Annotated in this window: 18 protein-coding genes and 1 riboswitch; of the genes, 8 read left to right on the top strand and 10 right to left on the bottom strand. The window is 39.4% G+C overall.

Annotation, left to right across the window (positions count from 1 at the left end; genetic code table 11):
- Nucleotides 1–29: 29 nt before the first annotated feature.
- The 3 genes from PLEUR7319_RS0114990 to PLEUR7319_RS0114980 all read right to left on the bottom strand — a co-directional run bounded on the left by PLEUR7319_RS0114990 (nucleotide 30) and on the right by PLEUR7319_RS0114980 (nucleotide 4,177).
- On the bottom strand, nucleotides 30–1,523 hold the full coding sequence (locus tag PLEUR7319_RS0114990; RefSeq protein ID WP_019506045.1) for an aldehyde dehydrogenase family protein: 1,494 nt from the start codon (nucleotides 1,521–1,523) through the stop codon (nucleotides 30–32).
- 340 nt (nucleotides 1,524–1,863) lie between these two features.
- Nucleotides 1,864–2,934, bottom strand: coding sequence for a hypothetical protein (locus PLEUR7319_RS0114985; RefSeq protein ID WP_051044437.1), 1,071 nt, complete (start codon nucleotides 2,932–2,934; stop codon nucleotides 1,864–1,866).
- A 163-nt stretch (nucleotides 2,935–3,097) separates the two neighbouring features.
- The gene (locus PLEUR7319_RS0114980) at nucleotides 3,098–4,177 is read right to left on the bottom strand and encodes an ATP-dependent 6-phosphofructokinase (protein ID WP_019506043.1); all 1,080 of its coding nucleotides are present in this window, start codon (nucleotides 4,175–4,177) and stop codon (nucleotides 3,098–3,100) included.
- Between the two features lie 450 nt (nucleotides 4,178–4,627).
- On the opposite strand from PLEUR7319_RS0114980, the gene PLEUR7319_RS0114975 reads away from it, so the two are divergent.
- Both PLEUR7319_RS0114975 and PLEUR7319_RS0114970 read left to right on the top strand, forming a co-directional pair.
- Nucleotides 4,628–5,107 carry a GNAT family N-acetyltransferase gene (locus PLEUR7319_RS0114975; RefSeq protein ID WP_019506042.1) on the top strand — a complete coding sequence of 160 codons (480 nt, stop codon included), beginning with the start codon at nucleotides 4,628–4,630 and terminating at the stop codon, nucleotides 5,105–5,107.
- A gap of 221 nt (nucleotides 5,108–5,328) precedes the next feature.
- Entirely contained in the window at nucleotides 5,329–6,738 is a 1,410-nt protein-coding gene (locus tag PLEUR7319_RS0114970) for a glycoside hydrolase family 140 protein (protein WP_063822275.1), read from the top strand.
- A gap of 46 nt (nucleotides 6,739–6,784) precedes the next feature.
- Here the strand turns inward: PLEUR7319_RS0114970 and PLEUR7319_RS0114965 are convergent, their stop codons facing one another.
- A complete protein-coding gene (locus PLEUR7319_RS0114965; protein WP_036800080.1) occupies nucleotides 6,785–7,948 on the bottom strand; it encodes an RNA-guided endonuclease TnpB family protein in 1,164 nt (387 codons plus the stop codon).
- A 456-nt stretch (nucleotides 7,949–8,404) separates the two neighbouring features.
- Here PLEUR7319_RS0114965 and PLEUR7319_RS0114960 point away from each other — a divergent pair, with 456 nt between their 5' ends.
- Nucleotides 8,405–9,076: a Fe2+-dependent dioxygenase gene (locus PLEUR7319_RS0114960; protein ID WP_019506039.1), complete on the top strand. Its 672-nt coding sequence runs from the start codon at nucleotides 8,405–8,407 to the stop codon at nucleotides 9,074–9,076.
- A gap of 43 nt (nucleotides 9,077–9,119) precedes the next feature.
- Here PLEUR7319_RS0114960 and PLEUR7319_RS0114955 read toward each other — a convergent pair whose 3' ends face one another.
- Nucleotides 9,120–10,013 carry a LysR family transcriptional regulator gene (locus PLEUR7319_RS0114955; RefSeq protein WP_019506038.1) on the bottom strand — a complete coding sequence of 298 codons (894 nt, stop codon included), beginning with the start codon at nucleotides 10,011–10,013 and terminating at the stop codon, nucleotides 9,120–9,122.
- A 133-nt stretch (nucleotides 10,014–10,146) separates the two neighbouring features.
- Between PLEUR7319_RS0114955 and PLEUR7319_RS0114950 the strand changes: the two genes are divergently transcribed.
- Nucleotides 10,147–10,848 carry a type 1 glutamine amidotransferase domain-containing protein gene (locus PLEUR7319_RS0114950; RefSeq protein ID WP_026102532.1) on the top strand — a complete coding sequence of 234 codons (702 nt, stop codon included), beginning with the start codon at nucleotides 10,147–10,149 and terminating at the stop codon, nucleotides 10,846–10,848.
- A gap of 37 nt (nucleotides 10,849–10,885) precedes the next feature.
- Nucleotides 10,886–11,044, top strand: a complete 159-nt coding sequence (locus PLEUR7319_RS41320; RefSeq protein WP_019506036.1) for a hypothetical protein — start codon at nucleotides 10,886–10,888, stop codon at nucleotides 11,042–11,044.
- Between the two features lie 9 nt (nucleotides 11,045–11,053).
- Here PLEUR7319_RS41320 and PLEUR7319_RS38170 read toward each other — a convergent pair whose 3' ends face one another.
- The gene (locus tag PLEUR7319_RS38170; RefSeq protein ID WP_019506035.1) at nucleotides 11,054–11,467 is read right to left on the bottom strand and encodes a NirD/YgiW/YdeI family stress tolerance protein; all 414 of its coding nucleotides are present in this window, start codon (nucleotides 11,465–11,467) and stop codon (nucleotides 11,054–11,056) included.
- Nucleotides 11,468–12,353: 886 nt separating this feature from the next.
- Between PLEUR7319_RS38170 and PLEUR7319_RS0114935 the strand changes: the two genes are divergently transcribed.
- Nucleotides 12,354–13,034, top strand: coding sequence for a hypothetical protein (locus tag PLEUR7319_RS0114935; RefSeq protein ID WP_019506034.1), 681 nt, complete (start codon nucleotides 12,354–12,356; stop codon nucleotides 13,032–13,034).
- A gap of 426 nt (nucleotides 13,035–13,460) precedes the next feature.
- Here the strand turns inward: PLEUR7319_RS0114935 and PLEUR7319_RS0114930 are convergent, their stop codons facing one another.
- The gene (locus PLEUR7319_RS0114930) at nucleotides 13,461–14,231 is read right to left on the bottom strand and encodes an SDR family oxidoreductase (protein WP_019506033.1); all 771 of its coding nucleotides are present in this window, start codon (nucleotides 14,229–14,231) and stop codon (nucleotides 13,461–13,463) included.
- Between the two features lie 749 nt (nucleotides 14,232–14,980).
- On the opposite strand from PLEUR7319_RS0114930, the gene PLEUR7319_RS0114925 reads away from it, so the two are divergent.
- Nucleotides 14,981–15,592 (top strand): chromophore lyase CpcT/CpeT, encoded by a 612-nt coding sequence (locus PLEUR7319_RS0114925; RefSeq protein ID WP_019506032.1) that lies wholly within the window; start codon nucleotides 14,981–14,983, stop codon nucleotides 15,590–15,592.
- 65 nt (nucleotides 15,593–15,657) lie between these two features.
- A complete protein-coding gene (locus PLEUR7319_RS0114920) occupies nucleotides 15,658–16,506 on the top strand; it encodes a DNA-formamidopyrimidine glycosylase (protein WP_019506031.1) in 849 nt (282 codons plus the stop codon).
- Between the two features lie 310 nt (nucleotides 16,507–16,816).
- Here PLEUR7319_RS0114920 and PLEUR7319_RS0114915 read toward each other — a convergent pair whose 3' ends face one another.
- The 3 genes from PLEUR7319_RS0114915 to PLEUR7319_RS38165 all read right to left on the bottom strand — a co-directional run bounded on the left by PLEUR7319_RS0114915 (nucleotide 16,817) and on the right by PLEUR7319_RS38165 (nucleotide 20,258).
- Nucleotides 16,817–17,815, bottom strand: a complete 999-nt coding sequence (locus PLEUR7319_RS0114915; protein ID WP_019506030.1) for a sirohydrochlorin chelatase — start codon at nucleotides 17,813–17,815, stop codon at nucleotides 16,817–16,819.
- A 33-nt stretch (nucleotides 17,816–17,848) separates the two neighbouring features.
- Nucleotides 17,849–18,011, bottom strand: a riboswitch (cobalamin riboswitch).
- Nucleotides 18,012–18,071: 60 nt separating this feature from the next.
- A complete protein-coding gene (locus PLEUR7319_RS0114910; RefSeq protein WP_371265396.1) occupies nucleotides 18,072–19,142 on the bottom strand; it encodes a metallophosphoesterase in 1,071 nt (356 codons plus the stop codon).
- Nucleotides 19,143–19,235: 93 nt separating this feature from the next.
- Complete coding sequence (locus PLEUR7319_RS38165) at nucleotides 19,236–20,258, bottom strand: response regulator (protein ID WP_019506028.1); 1,023 nt, start codon at nucleotides 20,256–20,258, stop codon at nucleotides 19,236–19,238.
- Between the last annotated feature and the right edge of the window lie 11 nt (nucleotides 20,259–20,269).

The following is a 20,269-nucleotide window of genomic DNA, read 5'->3' as shown; positions in this document are numbered from 1 at the left end:
GGCTGTTCGCCCCTACTGGAATATGGGAATTACCGATTATCAATCTGGGCGCGTTGTAGTTGTCCAGAAAAATCGACATACACGGTTTTCCAGTTTGAGAAGATATCTAGGGCAGTACTACCAGCTTCTCTATGACCGTTCCCAGTAGCTTTCACCCCACCAAAGGGCAGATGCACTTCTGCTCCAATGGTAGGACCGTTAATATAGGTGATTCCCGCTTCAATATCCCGCATTGCCTGGAAGGCTCGATTCACATTCTGGGTATAGACGGCAGAGGAAAGACCGTAGCAGGAATTGTTGAGAACGGCGATCGCCTCTTCAAATGAATCTACCTCAATCAGGGAGACTACGGGACCAAAGATTTCTTCCTGGGCTACGCGCATTTCAGACTTTACTCCGTCAAGAATGGTAGGTTCAAAGAAATATCCCTGTTCTAACCCTTCTCCTTGAGCTGGATGACCTCCAGTGAGGATGGTTACTCCTTCCTCCTGTGCCAGTTCCAGATAATACTTTACCCGATCTAACTGAGCAGCATTTACCAAGGGACCAACATCAGTGTTTGGGTCAATTCCTGAACCTAAGCGCAATTTACGAGTTTGTGCCAATAGCTTAGCTGTAAAATCTGCTTTAATATCTCGATGTAAAATTAATCGGCTAGTGGCAGTACAACGCTGTCCTGTAGTGCCAAAAGCTCCCCATAAAGCCCCCTCTAAAGCCAGATCGAGATTAGCATCTTCCATCACAATCTGGGCATTTTTGCCTCCCATTTCCAAGGAAACTCGCTTATGGGTACGACCACAGATGGCTGCTACCTCAGCTCCAGTTTTGGAAGAGCCAGTAAAAGAAACTAAATCAATCCCAAAATGATCGGTTAACGCACTACCGACCTTCTGTCCTGTTCCATGAACCAAGTTAAACACCCCTGGTGGTACTCCCGCAGCAGCAAAAATTTCGGTGAGTATAGTAGCGCAGGCAGGCACATCTTTAGCTGGTTTGAAAATCAGAGTATTGCCACATACTAGAGCAGGGAGTGCTTTCCAACAGGGAATTGCCACTGGAAAATTCCAAGGTGTGATTAGTGCTGCTACCCCAATTGGCATCCGCATAGTCATAGCAAATTTGTTACCCAACTCTGAAGGGGTTGTCTGACCAAACAAACGACGACCTTCTCCAGCATAGTAAAATGCACAATCAATTCCTTCTTGAACATCACCTCGGGCTTCTACCAAAACCTTTCCCATTTCCCGACTCATGAGAGATGCTAGCTCTTCTTTTCGAGCCTGTAATCCCTCGCCGATGCGGTGAACAATTTCTGATCGCACTGGCGCAGGTACTAGCCGCCAGGAAGAATAAGATCGTCGAGCAGCAGTAACAGCAGCATCTACATCAGCTCGATCCGACTTAGGGGCAGTAGCGACCAGTTCATTCCAGTCTGCTGGATTACGACTTTCAAAAGACTCTCCCGATTGGGCAGATTTCCACTGTCCATCAATGTAATTTTGACAACTAAGTGGTGCGCTCACTGGCTCATCCTCCTTGACATAGCGACAAGAGATTAAGTGAGGTGTTTTGTGTCTCAAATCCTTAAACAGCGAAAGTTTGAATTTTTCGTTGTATGGAATGGTTTTACTAGTTAACCTCACTGACCATTAAAGATTAACTTTCTTCCCTAATATTGGCTACTAGCATTCCAACATAAACGATGGCACATAGAATTTACTCTTAATTAGCAATACAAGGGAAAAAACTTTAGTATTATTGCTTGGTCTTCTTCAATTATAGGAGTTTCATCCAAAGCGCAGCCATTTTAGCTAATAGCTGATAGCTAATAACCAATGAATGCGAATACTACTAATTAGTTAATTAATTATTAATAGCAGACTCACTTTCGGTAATTACTTTCAGACGAACTATGCGATCGCCTTCTTCATCTAGAGGTACTTCAATGATGTCGCTAGTCAGAGATTCTAAACAGGTTAAGAGCGATCGCAATTGGGGATTAGATGCCCCCGTTTCCACATACAGGCGATCGGCAACATTGCCCATCCGTTTCCAAGTAGTATAAAGTTTGCCTACCGTTTGTTCGAGGGTAGTGGCTTGTTTAACTAGGTCCGCAGCAGTATTAATACAACCAAGGCGTAGAGCTTCTTCTAAAGCCATCTCCATATCCACTGCCTTATCCCTTAGGGTTTGTACCTGGGCTGCGGCATCAAGATATTTGGCTAAGTTTTTGGCTTCGGTGGTCATCATTTTGACCGTATCAATATCTGGACTTTCGGCAATTTCTTTTCTAATTTCAATTAAATGAGAATCAGGCAACTTTTCCATTTCCCTTACTAAGGGGGCAAGATGACGAGTAGGCAAGGAGCCTTCTGCTGCTTTTTCTTTAATCTCATCGGGAAGTAACTCCGAACTCATTGCTGTCCATTCGTCAGAGAGTTGTTTCACTTCCCGACGGGTAATGCGATCGCCCTTATGGGCTGCCTCACTTACTAACTGCTGCACTTCTGGAGCAGAGTTAGCAGTTTCGACAAATGCCCTTTTACTGAAGTTATTGATACTATCGGGATCTAACATTCCATCTGCCAATAATGTATCAGCACTATTTGCCAATTGAATTAGAGCATAAGCCTGAGACTTTGTAATTTCTCGGTCTTTTAACCAATTAAGAAATCCAGCACCTCTCCCTTCTCCGCCTTTCTTTTCCCGATCTCTGATTGAGCGTAAAATCCGCCCCCGCCAAATATCTGTTTGCAGATCGAAGCGATCGCATATTTGCCAGATCGTATCTAATTGATGTTGGAACTCCGATTCTTGAATGGCATCATCCTCTGGATCGGGCAAATTAAAATTAAAATCTGCCGGAATCTCCAAAGCAGCAACGATTTCTTCTGGAGAAACCCTTTTTCCATTAGCCACGGTCGTGTCATTCATGCGGAACGTTAAATAATATGTAAGTGCAGGTTGGCATAAGATCGCACTGAATCAGATTTGATCATGCGATCATTACCTAGGTTATTATGCCAAACAATAACAATCGATAAATTATCAATTGTTCATTATCCTCCTTCGAGGACGTAGTCAATTATTTATTGATTCAGTCTCCCAGACAAATACCTAAACCTCTAGCAGTTTTAACTAGAGTATCTTCTGGATCTACCGCTCGATAATTTTTGATCGCATCATCAATAGGGATGCTAGTAACTTGTCTATCTTGCCAAGCAACCATATGGTCATATTTTTCTTGAGCAATTAACTCCACAGCGGCTACTCCAAAAGCCGAAGCCAGAATACGATCTAGAGGCGAAGAAATGCCCCCCCGTTGAGTATGTCCTAAAACGGTGACTCTAGTTTCTGCCCCACTTTTTTGCGTAATTTGTTCCGCCAAATATTGACCAATTCCCCCTAAACGGCAATCAGCAAAATGACCTTGCTCCAAAATATCACCCGACTCAGTACAAACTGCCTCCGAGACAACGGCGATAGAATAATCTTGTCCTCTGGCTTGTCTTTTTTTAATATGTTGACAGATATTGTCAAGCTTATAGGGAATTTCAGGAATCATAATCATATTTGCTCCTCCAGCGATGCCTGCATTGAGAGCAATGTGCCCAGCATCTCTGCCCATTACTTCTAAAACCATCACTCGACTATGACTTGCAGCAGTAAAATGCAAGCGGTCAATAGCTTCTGTGGCGATATTAACTGCTGTATCAAAGCCAATAGAACGCTCAGTGATACCAACATCATTGTCAATGGTTTTGGGGATACCGACTAAATTGATACCTCCCTGTTGTGCTAGCTTTCGCAGAATAGCCAAACTACCATCTCCACCAATGCCAATTAGGGCATCCAAATCAAGTTGCTTGTAACCCTCAATAATTTCAGCAGAACGATCTGCCATGGTACCGTCTGACATCGGGAAAGCAAAAGGATCGCCCTTATTAGTTGTACCTAAAATTGTTCCCCCCATACTTAACAGACGATCAACTTGGGTTATATCTAAGGGGATAGCCTCTGGAGGACGGCTCATTAAGCCATGAGTAGCTTTACAGATACCTAAAACTTCCCAACCATAGACATTAACTGCACAACGAGTTACCGCCCGAATGACCGCATTTAATCCTGCACAGTCACCACCACTGGTCAAAATACCAATTCGTTTTCTTTCTGGCATTTTTTGATATTTGATTACCTACATTTAATTACCTACGCTTTAATTTTTCTGCCTGATGGTAATCAAAAGGATAAAGTTAAGCAAATTTCCATAAATGAATGTTAAATATCACTGATTTCAGTTGGAAAAAACTTAATTGAGAACTTCGTGTCTAGCCAAAAAAGACCAAATTTCCTCATAAGCCTGAATCATCATACCTGTGGTAAGTGCGAGATGACCACCTCTCAATCTCGGAAAGTTGAACATTCACTAGACGAGAGTTACCAATGAAGATAGCTAAGGCACAAATAAATATAAGGCTGCTACGTTTTATGATCTTTCTTTTCATTTTTTAGTTAGCTTATCTATTGTTTTAAATAGTTAGCCCAACTAAAACGCATCTAGTTTGAAACCTGTAGTTTTTAATGTAACTGTTTGAATCCTCCGGTATATTCTTGAGGTCATACCAAAATGCAAATTGAATCATACGACCCACACCACCTTGATGCAGTTATTCGTCTTTCGCTTCGGGCATGGACTCCGGTCTTTGATTCGATTCAGAAAGTGATGAACGCCGATGTATACCAGGCATTCTACCCCGATAATTGGCGTGTGAGCCAGCAAAAGGCTGTCGAGAACGTTTGCGCTGCGGAAGATACAAATGTATGGGTTGCTATCGATATAGGTTCCACAGTAGGTTTTGTAGCCGTGAAACTAGACTCCGAGTCCAGCATGGGTGAAATCTACATGGTAGCTGTCGATCCAGACTTTCAAGGTCAAGGCATTGGTAGCGCTCTAATAGAATTTGCTCTGGATTGGATGAAAAATGCTGGAATGTCTGTTGCGATGGTTGATACCGGAGGAGATCCCGGTCATGCCCCAGCACGTCGCACCTATGAAAAGGTCGGCTTTGAGCTGTTACCGATCGCCAGATACTTCGAGAAACTCTAAGTACAGTTGTAAGCCTCAAGATGTATTTGGATATTAGCTCATCAATTGCGATTGGCTTTGCCACTGCCCGAAGGGCAATCGCCATATAACAATCCCAATGACCGAGACAGGGTAAACCTTTAAGTTATTGAAAGGAAATTTAAATGCTTAATAGTAAATATCAATCCTTAAAATGTTTTATTTTACTTGGCTTAGGTGCTCTAATATTGATCGGATCTAAAATGCCAGTTCATGGTCAGGAAGGCGAGAACTTGAAAGGTTTAAATGTTGATGAAAGTGGACATTATCTGGTTTCAAAAGATGGAAAACCTTTCTTTTGGCTTGGAGACACTGCCTGGGAACTGTTTTCCAAACTGAACCAGGATGAAGTTTTAAAATATTTGTGGGATCGCAAGAATAAACAATTTAATGTTATTCAAGCGCGGATTATTGGTTTGCAAATTACTCAGCCAAATGCCTTTGGACATACTGCCTTCGATAATGGAGATCTTGACCAACCAAATGAAGACTATTGGCAACATGCAGATTTTATAATCAAACAAGCAGAGGAACTAGAACTTTACATGGCTCTTTTGCCAGCTTGGAGCAAAGCCCATGTGGAAAATAAGGGTAAGTCTGATGTTGGTTTAAGCTTGAATCCTAAGCGAGCATACCGTTATGGTCTTTTTCTAGGAGAGCGATACAAAAACTCGAACAATATAATTTGGATTTTGGGTGGTGATGTCCAGCCGACTAAACACAAGGTATACGATGAACTAGCCCGTGGCATTATTGAAGGTTATGGGCAGGAGAATTCTGATAACCTACTAATGTCATATCATCCCCCTGGTGGTACATTTAGACCCCCAGCAACATCAAGCGGCGAATTTTATCATGACAAGCCTTGGCTAGATTTCAATATGATCCAATCGGGGCATAGGCTCGGTAACAAAAATTACGAAAGAATTACTGAGGATTTTCAACGAACTCCCGTTAAGCCCACAATTGATTCTGAGCCTGGTTATGAAAAACATCCCATTCTTCATAATTTTAAAAACGGTCAATTTTCAGCATGGCATCTCCGCCGTCGTGCTTACTGGTCTATATTGGCAGGTGGATTTGGTTTCTCCTATGGCGGAAATGGGATCTGGCAGATGGATCAACCGGGAAATATCAAAAAATTTTCTCATCATAATTTCTATTGGTATGATGCCCTGCACTATGAAGGGGCTTATGATATGGCACACGTTCGACGATTATTTGAGTCTCGCCCTTTTATTCAACCGACTCGCATTCCCGACCAAAGTATTTTGATATCAGCTCCAGGAACTGTAGATGATCGCGTTCAAGCAGCCAGATCAGATGACTACAGTTACTGGATTGTATATATTACCAATGGACGCACAATAAAATTGGATCTTTCTCAACTATCTGGGACAAAAATTAATGCTTGGTGGTTTAATCCCCGAGACGGCTTAATATATGACTCAGACCTGCAAGTCACTGGGCAACCATTTGCGGTTTTCTCTAATGAGAAACGTCAAACTTTCGATCCACCAGAACAACCCAAACCAGAAAATGATTGGATACTTATCCTTGACGATGCTTCCCAGAAATATCCTGTTCCTGGACTGACATCCTCCCAACACTGACCGCTTGCGGTACAGTGTGGGGTTCCCAACTCAACCACCAAACTTATCAAAGCTCGCTTTCACTTATTTGACAGAGGTTCAAATGTCCTTGGGCGTTAATTCGGGAGTGCCCCCCCCTACTCAAATATTCCAATCCTTTTGCCAACAAATTACGGCTGGCATTTTCGTCTCTATCGAGAATACAGCCACACTCGCAAGCATGGGTTCTTTCAGACAAAGACTTTTTAACAATTCGATGACAAGAACTGCACTCTTGACTGGTGTACTGAGGTGGAACAGCAATGACAATTTTGCCAAAAACTTGTCCATAGTATTTCAACCATTCAAAGAATTGTCTCCATGCAGCGCAGGAAATGCTTTTGGCAAGATGACGATTCTTGACCATATTAGGCACCGTCAGTTTCTCAAACACCACCAAATCGTTAGATTTGACTACGCATCTTGCCAACTTCACGGCAAAATCTTTACGCTGGCGCGAGACTTTCAAGTGCTTTCTTCCCAGTTTATTAATTGCTTTTTTGCGCTTATTAGAGCCTTTAACCTTGCGACTAACCCGTCTTTGCAGACGTTTAAGAGCTTTTTCCGATTTTCTCAGATGACGAGGATTTTCAACCTTGTTACCTCGATTGTCGGTATAGAAGTGCATCAATCCAACATCAAGAGCAATCACTTGTTCGGTTGGTTGAACTTCTTCAAGTCGGTTAATGGCAACACAAAATTGAACATAATACCCGTCTGCTCTACGCACAACTCGAACTCTTTTGATTTGTTTGGGTTGATAATAGTTCAAGTCGAATGCTCCCATCATACGAAAGCTACCAGCCTTAAACTTGTCGGTGAAGGTGATAGATTGTCTATCTTCAGAGAGTTTGTAGCCAGTAGTTTTGTATTCAACAGAACGGGATTTTTTGAATCTGGGATAACCTTTTTTTTTGATAGCTGGATTTTTGCAGTTGTCATAAAAACGCTTAATCGCAGCCCACGCTCGTTCGGCAGATGCTTGACGAGCTTGAGAATTTAGCTTTTTAGCCCATTCGTATTCTTTAGCCAGAACCGCACACAGAGCAGACAAGTCGTATTGTCCGACACCGCGATTATCTATCCAGTGTCTCAGACAACTATTTCTGACAAAACCAGCAGTGCGAATCATTTCATCAATGACCGCAAACTGTTTTGTAGAACCTCTGAGTTTGGCTTCGAGTACAAACAAGACCAATATCCAAATATCTTATGGGATTATTTTACCATAAGGTCTGCTGACGCAGGGAGCGTTTGTTGGTCAAAATTCATCTCAACACCGACCTTCGGTACGGTGTGAGCCTTTTTTTGACATTTAAGGTAATTTTAGATGAAGAGTAAAAAGTTCTTAGTCGTTAGTCATTAGTTTTTAGTCGTTCAAATATAGTCTTAAACTATACCCAAACGAGTTTTTAGCACTCTTTTTTAAACTAAAAACTAAAAACTAAAAATTTCAGATATAGCGGTTCTCATAGTTATGAGGTACACTCTAAAATCCTGATTTTGGCTAATGGCTAATGGCTAATTGTCCATTGTTAATTAAGATGTACCTCACAGGTCTGAGAATTGCTATAAATAAATCTGCATCTAAGTTGTTATCTTACTTTAATTGCGCAATGCCAAAAATTTTATCTCCAGCTAAAATATTATGATTTTCTCAATCGATCAAATTCTCTCCTCTGAGGATTTAGCCGAGATCAAACAGGTTCTTCAGCAAGCAGAATTTATTGACGGTAAACTTACAGCGGGTTGGCATGCTAAGTTGGTTAAAAATAATCAGCAACTGAAATCAGGAACATCTCAAAATGAATTAAAAGCCAAAATTCGTGCTGCTTTAGCTAAAAATTCTTTATTTCAGTCTACTGTTCGCCCTAAATCAGTTCATTCTTTGCTTATTAGTCGTTACGATGTGGCAATGTCTTACGATACCCATGTAGATAATGCACTCATGAAAGGCAAATCTGGCTTATGCCGTTCTGATGTTTCTTTTACTCTGTTTCTTGACTCACCTCAAGACTATGAAGGAGGAGAGTTAGTAATTGAGGGAGTGCAAGAAGAGCAAAGTTATAAACTGGAGGCAGGTTCAGCTATTTTTTATCCTTCAACCACTTTACACCGTGTCAATCCTGTTACTAAAGGTACAAGGCTAGTCGTAGTAGGCTGGGTACAAAGTATAATTCGTGATGCCAGCGATCGCGAAATCCTCTTTGATTTAGATACTGCGCGTCGCGCTATTTTTGCTAAATCAGGTAAAACTCCGGAATTCGACCTCATTTCTAAAAGTATTGCTAACTTACTCCGTAAATGGGCAGATGTATAGCCACCTGTGATTCAGGCTATTTAGCTAACTAAAGTCTTAATTGTTATAAGAAATTTTGTAGTTCTGCTAAAAGGCGATCGCGAACAAAAGTTACTCTTGGATGTCTGAGATTACCTTTATTCCAGACCAAATATAAATTGTTAACAGGTGGTTGCTCTGGATTGCTGAGTAAAGATAGAGTACCGTTTTGTAGCTGTTCTTGACAAAGATATTGAGGTAATACTGTATAACCTTCTCCTAAAGAGACCAGTGATCGCACTATTCTGAGATCGGGAACAGTAATTGCTGCTTGGTGATTAATTTGAATTTGAAACACTGTGTCGAAATAGTCACGAATTAATGGCAAGTCCTCATCGTAAGCAATTAGAGGTTTTGTTAATAATTCCTGAGGAGAAAACGGCTTAATCAAATTATGTTTTGCCCAATCGGGTGCAGCAACTAAAATCAGGGTTTCTTGTTGAATGGGGTGAAAACCCAAGGCTTGATTTTGCGGTTGAGATGCAGTTACCGCCAAGTCAATCGCCCCATCGTTTAATAATTGGTAGATACGTTCTTTTCCTCCTAAGTGTATTCTGATCTTGAGATCGTGACCCAGCAAGGAAACAATAGCAGGAAGTAATTTGGCACTGAGGATCTCGGCTGGTGTAGCTAAGTGAATCGTCCCAGAAATATTGGCAATTCTAGCTCGTGCTGCATTAAATTTGACTTCGATTTGTTCTAGATGAGGAGCGATAGATCTGGCTAAATCATCGGCGATCGCAGTTGCCTTAACTCCTCTTGCATGGCGGACAAATAATTTTTTTTCAATCAATGTTTCGAGAGCTTTAATATGTGCTGATGCTGCTGGTTGCGTCATATGCAGTCTCTCAGCAGCTTTAGTTATCGAACCCAAACGGTATGCTTCAAGAAAAGTGCGTAATTGATCGAGATTATTCATTACTAGGGAACGGTAATGTTTCTAATTGCTAGCTATAAAATAAATTATGACTGTCATTAAAAACTATAAGTTCTTTTTTTACAGAGCCTCGGATAAAGTGAAGAAAAGTCAAGCAATTTTTTTCAAAACAACTATGAGTTCTCTGAAAATTTTGATCATCGTTACCTCTCATGCTGTTATGGGTAATACTGAAGAACCTACAGGTCTATGGCTAGAAGAATTAACAACACCCTACTATGCTTTTATTGATGCTGGTCTTTCAGTCTCTATTGCTTCAATTGATGGTGGTGCAATACCAATTGACCCTCGTAGTCAAAAATCTATTGGTGAAAATGCTGCTAGTGTAGATCGCTTTTTACAAGATCAATCTGCTATGGCAGAAGTTAAAAATACTCCAGGAGTAAATAATGTTGACCCAGAACAATACGATGCGATTTTTCTTCCGGGAGGTCACGGTACGATGTGGGACTTACCTCAAAGTCAGCCTTTAGCTACAGTTATTTCTCAAGTTTATGCTCAAGAAAAAGTTGTCGCAGCGGTTTGTCACGGTCCTGCGGGTTTGATTAATGCAACTAAGCCAGATGGAAGTCCTTTGGTTGCTGGACATAAAATTAGTGCTTTTACTAACTCAGAAGAGGATGCGGTAGGACTTTCCGACACCGTACCTTTCATGCTGGAGAGTAAATTACGAGAATTAGGGGCAAATTTTCATGGAGTTGATGACTTTCAACCCTTTGTTGTAGAAAGTGGCAATTTAATCACTGGTCAAAATCCCAGCTCATCTCTACTCGTCGCCAAAAAAGTTTTAGAAGCCCTTCAAGTAAAAGTTTCCTGACAAAAGTAAAAGAGAAAAACTTGAGACCAAAAAACCAATGAATCAAATAATTTCTCAACAAAAAACTATTCAATTATCAGCGATCGCTAAAGAATCAAGCATTGCACCAATAGCTTCCGTGCAAGCAATTGGAGATCTACGAGCGATCGCTCATAACAACTTAAATCATCTAATAAAGATGATTGAAAGTAGATAGATTAAGTTGCTAACGGCTAAGAGATTTATTTAAATTAACAACTTGAAGCTGATTTACCTTAATCTGAATATCCTCTGGAGTTAAATCTTTTTCTTTTTCTTCTAAATGCTCAGACTCAAAATCAATTATCCCCGAGATTTCCAGCATTGTATCCTGATCATAGGGATAATTGGCATCTTGAAGTTCAACTGTAATTTCATTGGTGCCATCCGTGAAAATATAGTCTGTTCCGTTAGAGTCTGCTTCATCTGACATTTTTTCAATGATTTTGCCCTGTAAGGTCACTTCTTTTCCGTCAATGGGGTTATCTAAAACAGAAGAAACAGTCTCTATTTTTGTTTGGCTCCAAGCATTTGCACAAACCAAAGAATTAATAGCTATCAAAGCAAAAACTGTATTGATTTTCTGGATACTTCTAATCATGATTAACAAAATTATCCAACTAAATTTTACTTAAATCGATTAACAAATTTCATACTCGAACAGACAAAATACACGCTCCAGTATGAAAGAAGTCGTAATTTGGATATAAACCGTGTCTACTTTGAAGGTGAGAGATACTGAATTCATCTCAGCATCTACAATTACCTGGTTAAAACCGGTAGTTCTTCAGATAACTTTAATTTAGGGGAAAGGGAAAAAAATCAATCAAATAAAACTTTAAGTTACCCCATAAGCATTTTCTAAAAGCCACTAAAATCGATGACTTTCAAAAATAAGATTAATATTTTGATAACACTCTCAGTTTTAATACACTAAGCCAAGCAAAAAGGTACACTAAGCCAAGCAAAAAGTTATTCTTGCAACACGTTATGAAGGTAATCATACCATAATAGCATCTTAAATTAAGTGACAGTTAAGTGATGCTAATGCATAGAAGTCATATGTCTCGAAATCTGTGAACATTAGACAGATTTGATTTGATTAAAAAGATATATTATTTCAGTCCTTAGCCCTGAATAAGTGTTTTAGATTACTATCCATGATGCTAATTAATCTTGACTTTATTTCAGTCTTTAGTCCCGAATAAGTGTTTTAGATTACTATTAGTGAGCGCCAAATACTGTTAATCTTATTTTAGTCTTTAATACTAGATAAGTATTCTAGATTACTATAGGCGATCGCTAATTAGTCTTGACTTGAGATACTATTATGCGCACAAGATTTGCCAAATTTAACCATAATACTTAGTTGTGGTTGATTTCTAAAAAGATTATCAACTTAATCTACAAAAAAGTAAAAATAAATTTTGTATCCCATGAGTCTTATAATTGCTATATATCAACTCTAATTTTAGTAATTAAAGTTTATGTTGGATCTAAAAGATTGTGCTATAAATTCAGATGATCGATTAACATATCTACAAGAATCAAAAGAAAATTTTGATTTAAATTCTCTTGAATCTATTACAGATTTTGGTTTTTGTGAAGATCAAATTACCGTTGATATGGCAACTACGTTACCAATAAATGAAGTAGTTGATACAGATAGCTCCCCGGAAATCATTTCCGATGCTAAGGAGAAATACTTAACGAACCAATATCCTAATCTTTCTATTATTTCCTCTGGGATAGAAGAAAATGATTCAGGAGTTTTAGAGGTTTTTTCGGAATTAATTACCTCTGAATCTTGGAGTACCTATTTTAATGATTTTCATAATTCTCATTTCTTTTATGGACTGCAAGATTACAAGATATGGTTACAAAAATCTGGCTTTAAAATTAAGCGTCTAGAATTAGTCCAAAAAAGTATTGCTCATCAAGGAAAAGAAGGATTATTAGGTTGGATACGAACTTCTTGGATGCCTTTTACCAAATCTGTACCTAGAGATAATCGAAATAACTGTATGATCCAATATATAAATTTATACTTAGAAAAAAATTCCTCAGATTCTCAAGGATTAATTAATGCTTCAGTGGTGAGATTAAAAGTTGGTGCTGGTCACACCCCCACACTTGAAACGGATGAGGCGACCAGTTCCCGAAGTTAATTCCAGCACGCGATCGCCATCTTTAGCTTGATTGAGAAAGAAAGATACATCAAGGTCGGTTTTGACGTAAGTATCCTACCAATGAGCTATTTGAGAATAATCCATTGCAGACATAACGATATACTTCTCTGAACGAAAGAATTGATCCGAATTATTACCTTAAAAGCTTTTAGCTCTAAAGTTTACGCTTTGTAAACGGCTGATAGCTGATAGTGAGACAGTCCTAAAGGACATTGTGCCCTTGCCCTAAAGGATACACCTTCGGATATGGTATACCGCTTCGCATATTGCGTTGGGCGGGTTCCCAAGGGGCTGTGGGCGGAACCTGCGTCCGCCCTTTATAAGCCCCGTCGACTTGAGCAAACTATCGTTGGCGGAGCCTTCTAGAAGAGTACCCGAAGGGCTGATAGCTGCGGCTATGCCGCTTTACACTGTTGGGGCCGAGAACAGCAAAATCTTTTCTAGTAATTGAGGAAAGATACGTTGACACCACACCGCAAGGTAACTCTGCCAACCCACGAGAATCTCGCCAGAATTTTTATAAAGCCCTGATATCAATGCCCGAGCTACTTTCTCTGGAGTCATGGGCATAACCCAACGAAATAACCTTAGATTACGTGCCATATCAGTATCAGTTAATGTGGGCAGCAGGGCAATAACTTTGATATTGTGACCGGCTAATTCACTCCGCAGAGCTTGGGTAAAGCCAAGGATGGCGAACTTGGTTGCTGAATAAGTTGACATAGTGGGAGCTGCCACCTTACCCATCAAACTAGATACATTGACAATGGTGCCTTCTTTTTGGTTAGCCATTCGTTTAGCCATCAAACGAGTAATGGTCATCATTCCCAGCAAATTGATCGAAATTTCTTCTTCAACTTTGGGGAGTTGAGTTTGTAAAAACGGTGCTTGGTGGGCTACTCCGGCACAGTTAACCAGTAAATGAATTGGTCTATGAGTACGCCATGCTTGGGCGATCGCAATGTTAATCGAAGATGATTTGGTTAAATCAACAGATAAAGTAGTGACCTTAACCCCCATATTGGTAATCTCTGCGGCAACTTCTGCTAATCGTTGGCGATCCCGGGCTACTAACAGTAAATGTTTGATTCCTTGTTGGGCTAATTCTAAAGCGATCGCTTTACCTATGCCCCGAGAAGCACCCGTAACTAAAGCTGTTTTTCCTTTAATATTCATAATTTCACCTCCCTACTATATTGCTTGAAAATAGAAATTATATTGCGTGATTATTAGTCTTTAGATGATGTTTAATTGAGTAAATATACAAACAGCCAAGTTGTTGAACTTACGAAAGTTCAATTATTTTTTCTAATATGCATAAAAATCTTTATTTATGCATTTAGCTTGTTAGAAAGACTAATATTTGTCTATATTGTTTCTTGTGGTGTATTGAGATATACCAAAAATGTTCTAGTTTAGAGTAATTTGCTATCTACTTATACTTCAATTAGTAGCTAATATCTTTTGAGAATTTTTATGCAATTCAAGCATCTGTAATGATTTATATTACTACCAAATTATTGGGGACATATAAGAAATAACTTTTGCGTGTTTTGGTTACTTTACACACCTTAACAAAAAAAAAATTAAATTGAGGTGATTTTTGGTATTAACGATTGCATTTAGCAAATTTCCGATTGGGACATAATTTGTAATCCAGTAAGCACTTGGCTTCTCGGTTTAACTTTAGATAAATTTATAATAAAGATAAATTTTGCTAATATCTAATCGCTTTACCGACATCTACCTCTTGATGGAAGCTAAAAGCTAATAGCTAATGGCTAATAGCTATTTATTAGTCATCATTTTGGTTTTTTTTGAAGATGGCAGATACTAAGAAAAATAATCGGTAATTTGTTTGACTGACTGAAAGCTCTAAAATCAGATACAACGGCTTTGCCAGATTTTTTAGAAGATATATTTAAATGACTCATTCTCAAGATATTGCGACCCTTAACCGTTGGATGGCAGCAGATTTTAGCAATCAAGCTCAAGCGTATGCAAATCCGCCATTTTTTGCCCATATTCGCGTCTGTATGCGTCCCTTACCCTATAATTTGTTGGACGGTACCAGTTTATTTTTAGAACAGGCTTATGATTTTATGCTCAACCAGCCCTATCGTTTACGGGTCATTAGGTTAAGTGCAGTAGATGATCGCATTGAGTTGGAAAACTATAAAGTAAAAGAGCAAGAGCGATTTTACGGTGCATCTCGTAATTTGGATTTGTTGAGTAATCTCACTCCAGATTTAATCGAGAAAATGGAAGGTTGTGATATGAACGTGACTTGGACAGGTAATAGTTTCCTGGGAGAGATCAAACCAGGAAAAGCGTGTATTGTGGAACGCCAAGGCAAAGTAACCTATTTAGACAACAGTTTTGAAATTAATGGCACTCAACTAATTAGCTATGATCGGGGACGAGATCCTGAAACAGATGAACTAGTCTGGGGATCAGTAGCGGGACCCTTCGAATTTAGTCCCCTGGAGAGTTTTGCCTCAGAAGTAATTTCTGCTAAAGATAAAAGTGCGACCTAAGATCAGTTTCATTCAGACTGATAAACTATTCTTGAACTAAATTGAACTGAGGAATAGTTTGCACCTTGCCAGAACTACCAGAAGTAGAAACAGTCCGCAGAGGATTAAATCAATTAACTGTTAAACAACCAATCCAGGGAGGAGAAGTTTTATTAGCGAGGACTTTAGCTTATCCTGCTGACATAGAACAATTTTGGCAAGGTATTACAGGAGTGGGGATCAGTCAGTGGCAAAGACGGGGGAAGTATCTTTTGGCTCAGTTAGAGAATGATTCTGGAAAACCTGCTGGATGTTTGGGAGTACATCTCCGTATGACGGGACAATTATTATGGGTCAAGCAAGATAACCCTCTACAGAAACATACTCGTATTCGTCTCTTGTTTGACGGAAATCAAGAATTACGATTTGTGGATACCCGTACATTTGGTAAATTTTGGTTGGTACCACCTCAAATAGAACGAGAGTCAATTATTACGGGACTACAAAAACTGGGACCCGAACCTTTTGATGCTGATTTTTCCTTAGATTATTTTACTCAGAAGCTAAATAATCGTCGTCGTCACATTAAAACTTTGCTTTTAGATCAAGCGATCGTCGCAGGTATTGGCAATATTTATGCTGACGAAGCTTTATTTAAAAGTGGGATCAAACCGGACACCCTAGCCAATAATTTAACAGCCAGACAAATAAAACGATTGCATCAGGCAATTATTGATGTTCTGCAAACTGCCATTGATAAAGGTGGTACTACCTTTAGTGACTTTTTAGACTTGTTAGGGGTTAGCGGCAACTATGGTGATACAGCTTTAGTTTATGGCAGAAAAGGAGAACCTTGTCGAGTCTGCGGTACTCCCATAGAGAAAATAAAGCTAGGAGGGCGATCATCGCATTTTTGCTCCAATTGTCAGGATTGAGAAGCGAGAATTCGGAGTTCGGAGTTCGGAGTTATTAGTTTTAAACTGAGTTCGAGATAAGTTGGAAGACTTATTGAGCAATTGATTGAACATGGGGGACGCTGGGGTTTCCAAGGGGCTGTGGGGCGAAGCGTTTTCGCCCCCTTGTACGCCCCGCCCAGCATGTCCAACCACGTTGTTGAAAAACCATGATTTTCCTTAAATCATGAAAAGGTAGGGAGAAAATAAGACCAAAAAGCTTAGAGCTTAAAGCTTAAAGCTGACCTCACCCTTAAATTGTCTTAACCCGAACAGGGGTTAAGTAAATCGCTCAAGGTGTTTTCCAAATGCGCTGATGATAATCTTCTAGTTTGGCGTAGGGATCACCATTAGGGTGATGATGATGGTGTCCGTGATGGTGATGAGCATGATGATGATACCCGTTTCCATGTCCATCTACTGCGGCTAAGCGAAACTTGCACATTTCACAATTCATCGCTACTTGCCCTAACTGAGCTTCAATTTCTCGCTCTCTAATTACCTGTAATAGTTGAGGTGCAATTCCCATTTCAGATAAGCAGGCAATATCGATATCGGGGTGTTGTTCCTGTTGTTGAGCGGAAATGTTAATGATTTTGGACATCAAAGTCCCCGTAAATAGAAAATAAGGGAGAACAATAATGCGTTTGGCTTGATATAGGTATGCCCGACGAAAACCTTCTTCTAAACGGGGATGACTAATACCAATAAAACAAGTTTCTACTGTCTTGTAACCACTTCCTTCCCAGATTACTCTAGCTAGTTTGCAGACATCTCCATTGGCATCGGGATCGCTAGAACCTCTCCCGACAAATAATAAGACAGTATCTTCTCGGGAGATATTGTGGGGATTTTTATCGGGTCGATCTAATTCTGCCAAGCGATCGCGCCACAGCTCGATAATTTTCGGCGTGATGCCAAAGTGACGACCATAATTAAAGCTTAACTTTGGATAAGGCGATCGCGCTCGATCTAGTTCGTTGGTAACGTCAAATTTGTTATGTCTGGCAGCAAACAACAAAATTGGCAAAGCAGTAATTTCTGTATAGCCTTGCTCGATACAGGCTTCTACTCCTTGTTGAATTGTTGGCTCAGTTAGTTCTAAAAAACAGGGAATAACAGGACGAGAAGTGTCTAATTTTTGGTAGGTTTCGACAAAATCCAGAAAAGTTTGTCTACCACTTGCGTTTCTGGTACCATGACCGATTGCTAGTAAGGGTTTGGGATTGGGTAAAGGTGGTAATTGCAGTGAATTAAAAATCGATCGCTCTAAAGAATTTGCTATAACCATTAGTTGAATATCCGTACCTCGCAGATATATATGGAGTTAACTGTTGCAATCGGCGGGCATCCTGACTAAGAGATTTACGATAAATATTCACATATATATCTCATCACAGTTGCGGGACAGCGTTGGATTTTCACCAATCTTTCCCCATTACTTCTAATGGCTGATTTCCATTAGAACCGATTATCTGGTAGCTCGGACTTAATGGTAACTTTTATAAGATTAGTTTTTTCTAAATTAAACATAAATTATATTTGCCTTAGAAATCATGTCTAAAAATAGTACCGTTCTCTCCCGTAATTGATAGAGGGAGTTCTTCTAAAGAAATTATTTCCCAAGTGCTGGGATCGTAGGTGGTATAGATAAGCTGGGTTTTTGTCAGATCTAAATCAACAATCGTGATGGTTTGGTGAGGCAGGGCATCACTATGAATTAATTGTCTTGATCCCTGACCTAATGCTCCTGCGTGCAATAATTCTAATTCCCCTTTTTTACCTGGATAGTATGCGTGATGATGTCCACTAATATATAGGTGAACTTGATTTTTTTCTAAGAGCGATCGCAATTCTTGAGCATTAGCTAAGTATTCCCCTGGCTTATTTTTGGTGGCCGCGACAGGATATAGAGGTAGATGTCCAATGGAAATACGCATGGAAGCTTGTTGGGCTGCTTCACTTTTTAGTGCCTTCTTAACCCAAGCTAATTGTTGTTCAGAAATAATATGAGTACTAGCATCCCAGACTAAGAAAAATATACTATTTTGCCGAAAACTATAATAAAAAGGAAAATTAGCCCGATCTACGAAGTCTAAACCTAATTTATGCTGCTTTTGACTCCAATATGCTTTAGCTAAATCTCTCTCGTTTTCAAAAATCAAGGTTTGGTTCTTAATTGCTCCTGAACCATCATGATTACCAATAGTAAATCCAAAAGGAATATTGTATTGACGTAAAGGCGCAGCCACATGACGATCAAAAGCCGTCCACATAGCTTCAATTTGTGACTGGGTAAGGGATGCTTTTTGTCCGGCAATCATATCCCCACCGGAGAGAACTAAATCAGGTTGCCATTCTGGTATTAGGGCGATCGCCCGATCCACTTCGGGTTCGTATTCTGTTGAACCATACTGACTATTAAGATCGCTAATCACGACGATCCGGAAGTCTTTGCGAGGTGGTAAATATAAGTCTTGGACAATAGTTTCTGTTTGAGACGATATTTCCTGAGCTGATTCTATTGAGCTTTGATTAGCTAGCGTGTAGTGAAAACAAAAACTTGAGATCAATCCAACAATTAACATCCACGTAAAAGCAAATCGTCGTCTATCGATCATCGGAAAATAGATTCTCAATTTGTACTAAAACAAAATTATTCTAATCCTACAGATTAATATGAACAATATTTCTAAGCTGATTTTTGATTTTCATCTCTCTGAACCGAGGATATCTGACTCTAGTTGTGGATGAACTTTGACTTGGCTAGTATGAACTTTATTAACTCCTTTAATAGTTTTGGCGATATTTTCCATACGCCTTAAAATAGCCGTATCAGCAATTTTTCCTTTCAAAATAATAGCATCGTGTTCTTGGGCTACATGAACAGTAGAAATACCTTTGATTAATGGATCTTCTTCAAAAGCCCTAGTTACTCTTTGAGCTATGCCATGAAGACTAAATTCTCCATCAATACCAATTCTTTCTGTAGGAATATCATTCTTTTGCAGACTATGGGTTTTAGTATGAAGATTAAACAGAGTTAACCCAATTATTGGCATAGTGAGCAACCAAAACATCCAGATCAGCCACATATATTTTGTCTGATTAATTAGATTTTTTTTAATTTTAGGTAACTCTTGAATATTATTATTTAAGCTATTATTTAGTCTATCAATTTCTGCTTGATTTTTGCGACAGGTAGATTGCAAATTGGCAATTATTTGATGTGTTTTTACATAAGTTGGTCTGGCTTCTGGCAACTTAAGATCGGGCTTTAAAGGAGTTATCTGTTTTAGTTTACTTAAGATCACACCTGAGTCTGTATGCACTAATAATTTTTCAAGTAGTCCAGGTCCAATTTGAGTATATCCTTTATAAATGTTGCGAATAGCTATAGCAATATCTTCAGCATCCGTATCTTTTAATAGATAGCCTTTGGCTCCCATAGCCAAAGATTTAGTAATATAGTCATCAGTATCATAAGAAGTAAGGATTAAAACTTTAGTATTAATAAATTTATTAGTGATTTCTTTGGTCGTGCTAGCTCCATCTAAACCGGGCATTTCCATATTCATTAATACCACATCTGGTTGCAGTGCTTTTACTTGGTCGATGGCAGCAAAACCATTGCTTGCAGTACCAACTATTTGCAAATCTTTTTCTGGTTCAAGAGATATTTTGAGTGCTTCTCGAACCATTTTTTGATCGTCTACTATCAGAATGCGAATCATGCTAAATCAAT

The sequence above is a fragment of the Pleurocapsa sp. PCC 7319 genome, from assembly GCF_000332195.1.
In the GTDB taxonomy this organism is placed as follows: Bacteria; Cyanobacteriota; Cyanobacteriia; order Cyanobacteriales; family Xenococcaceae; genus Waterburya.
The sequence above is the reverse complement of the archived record's forward strand: the minus strand, read 5'-3'. Positions and strand labels throughout refer to the sequence as shown.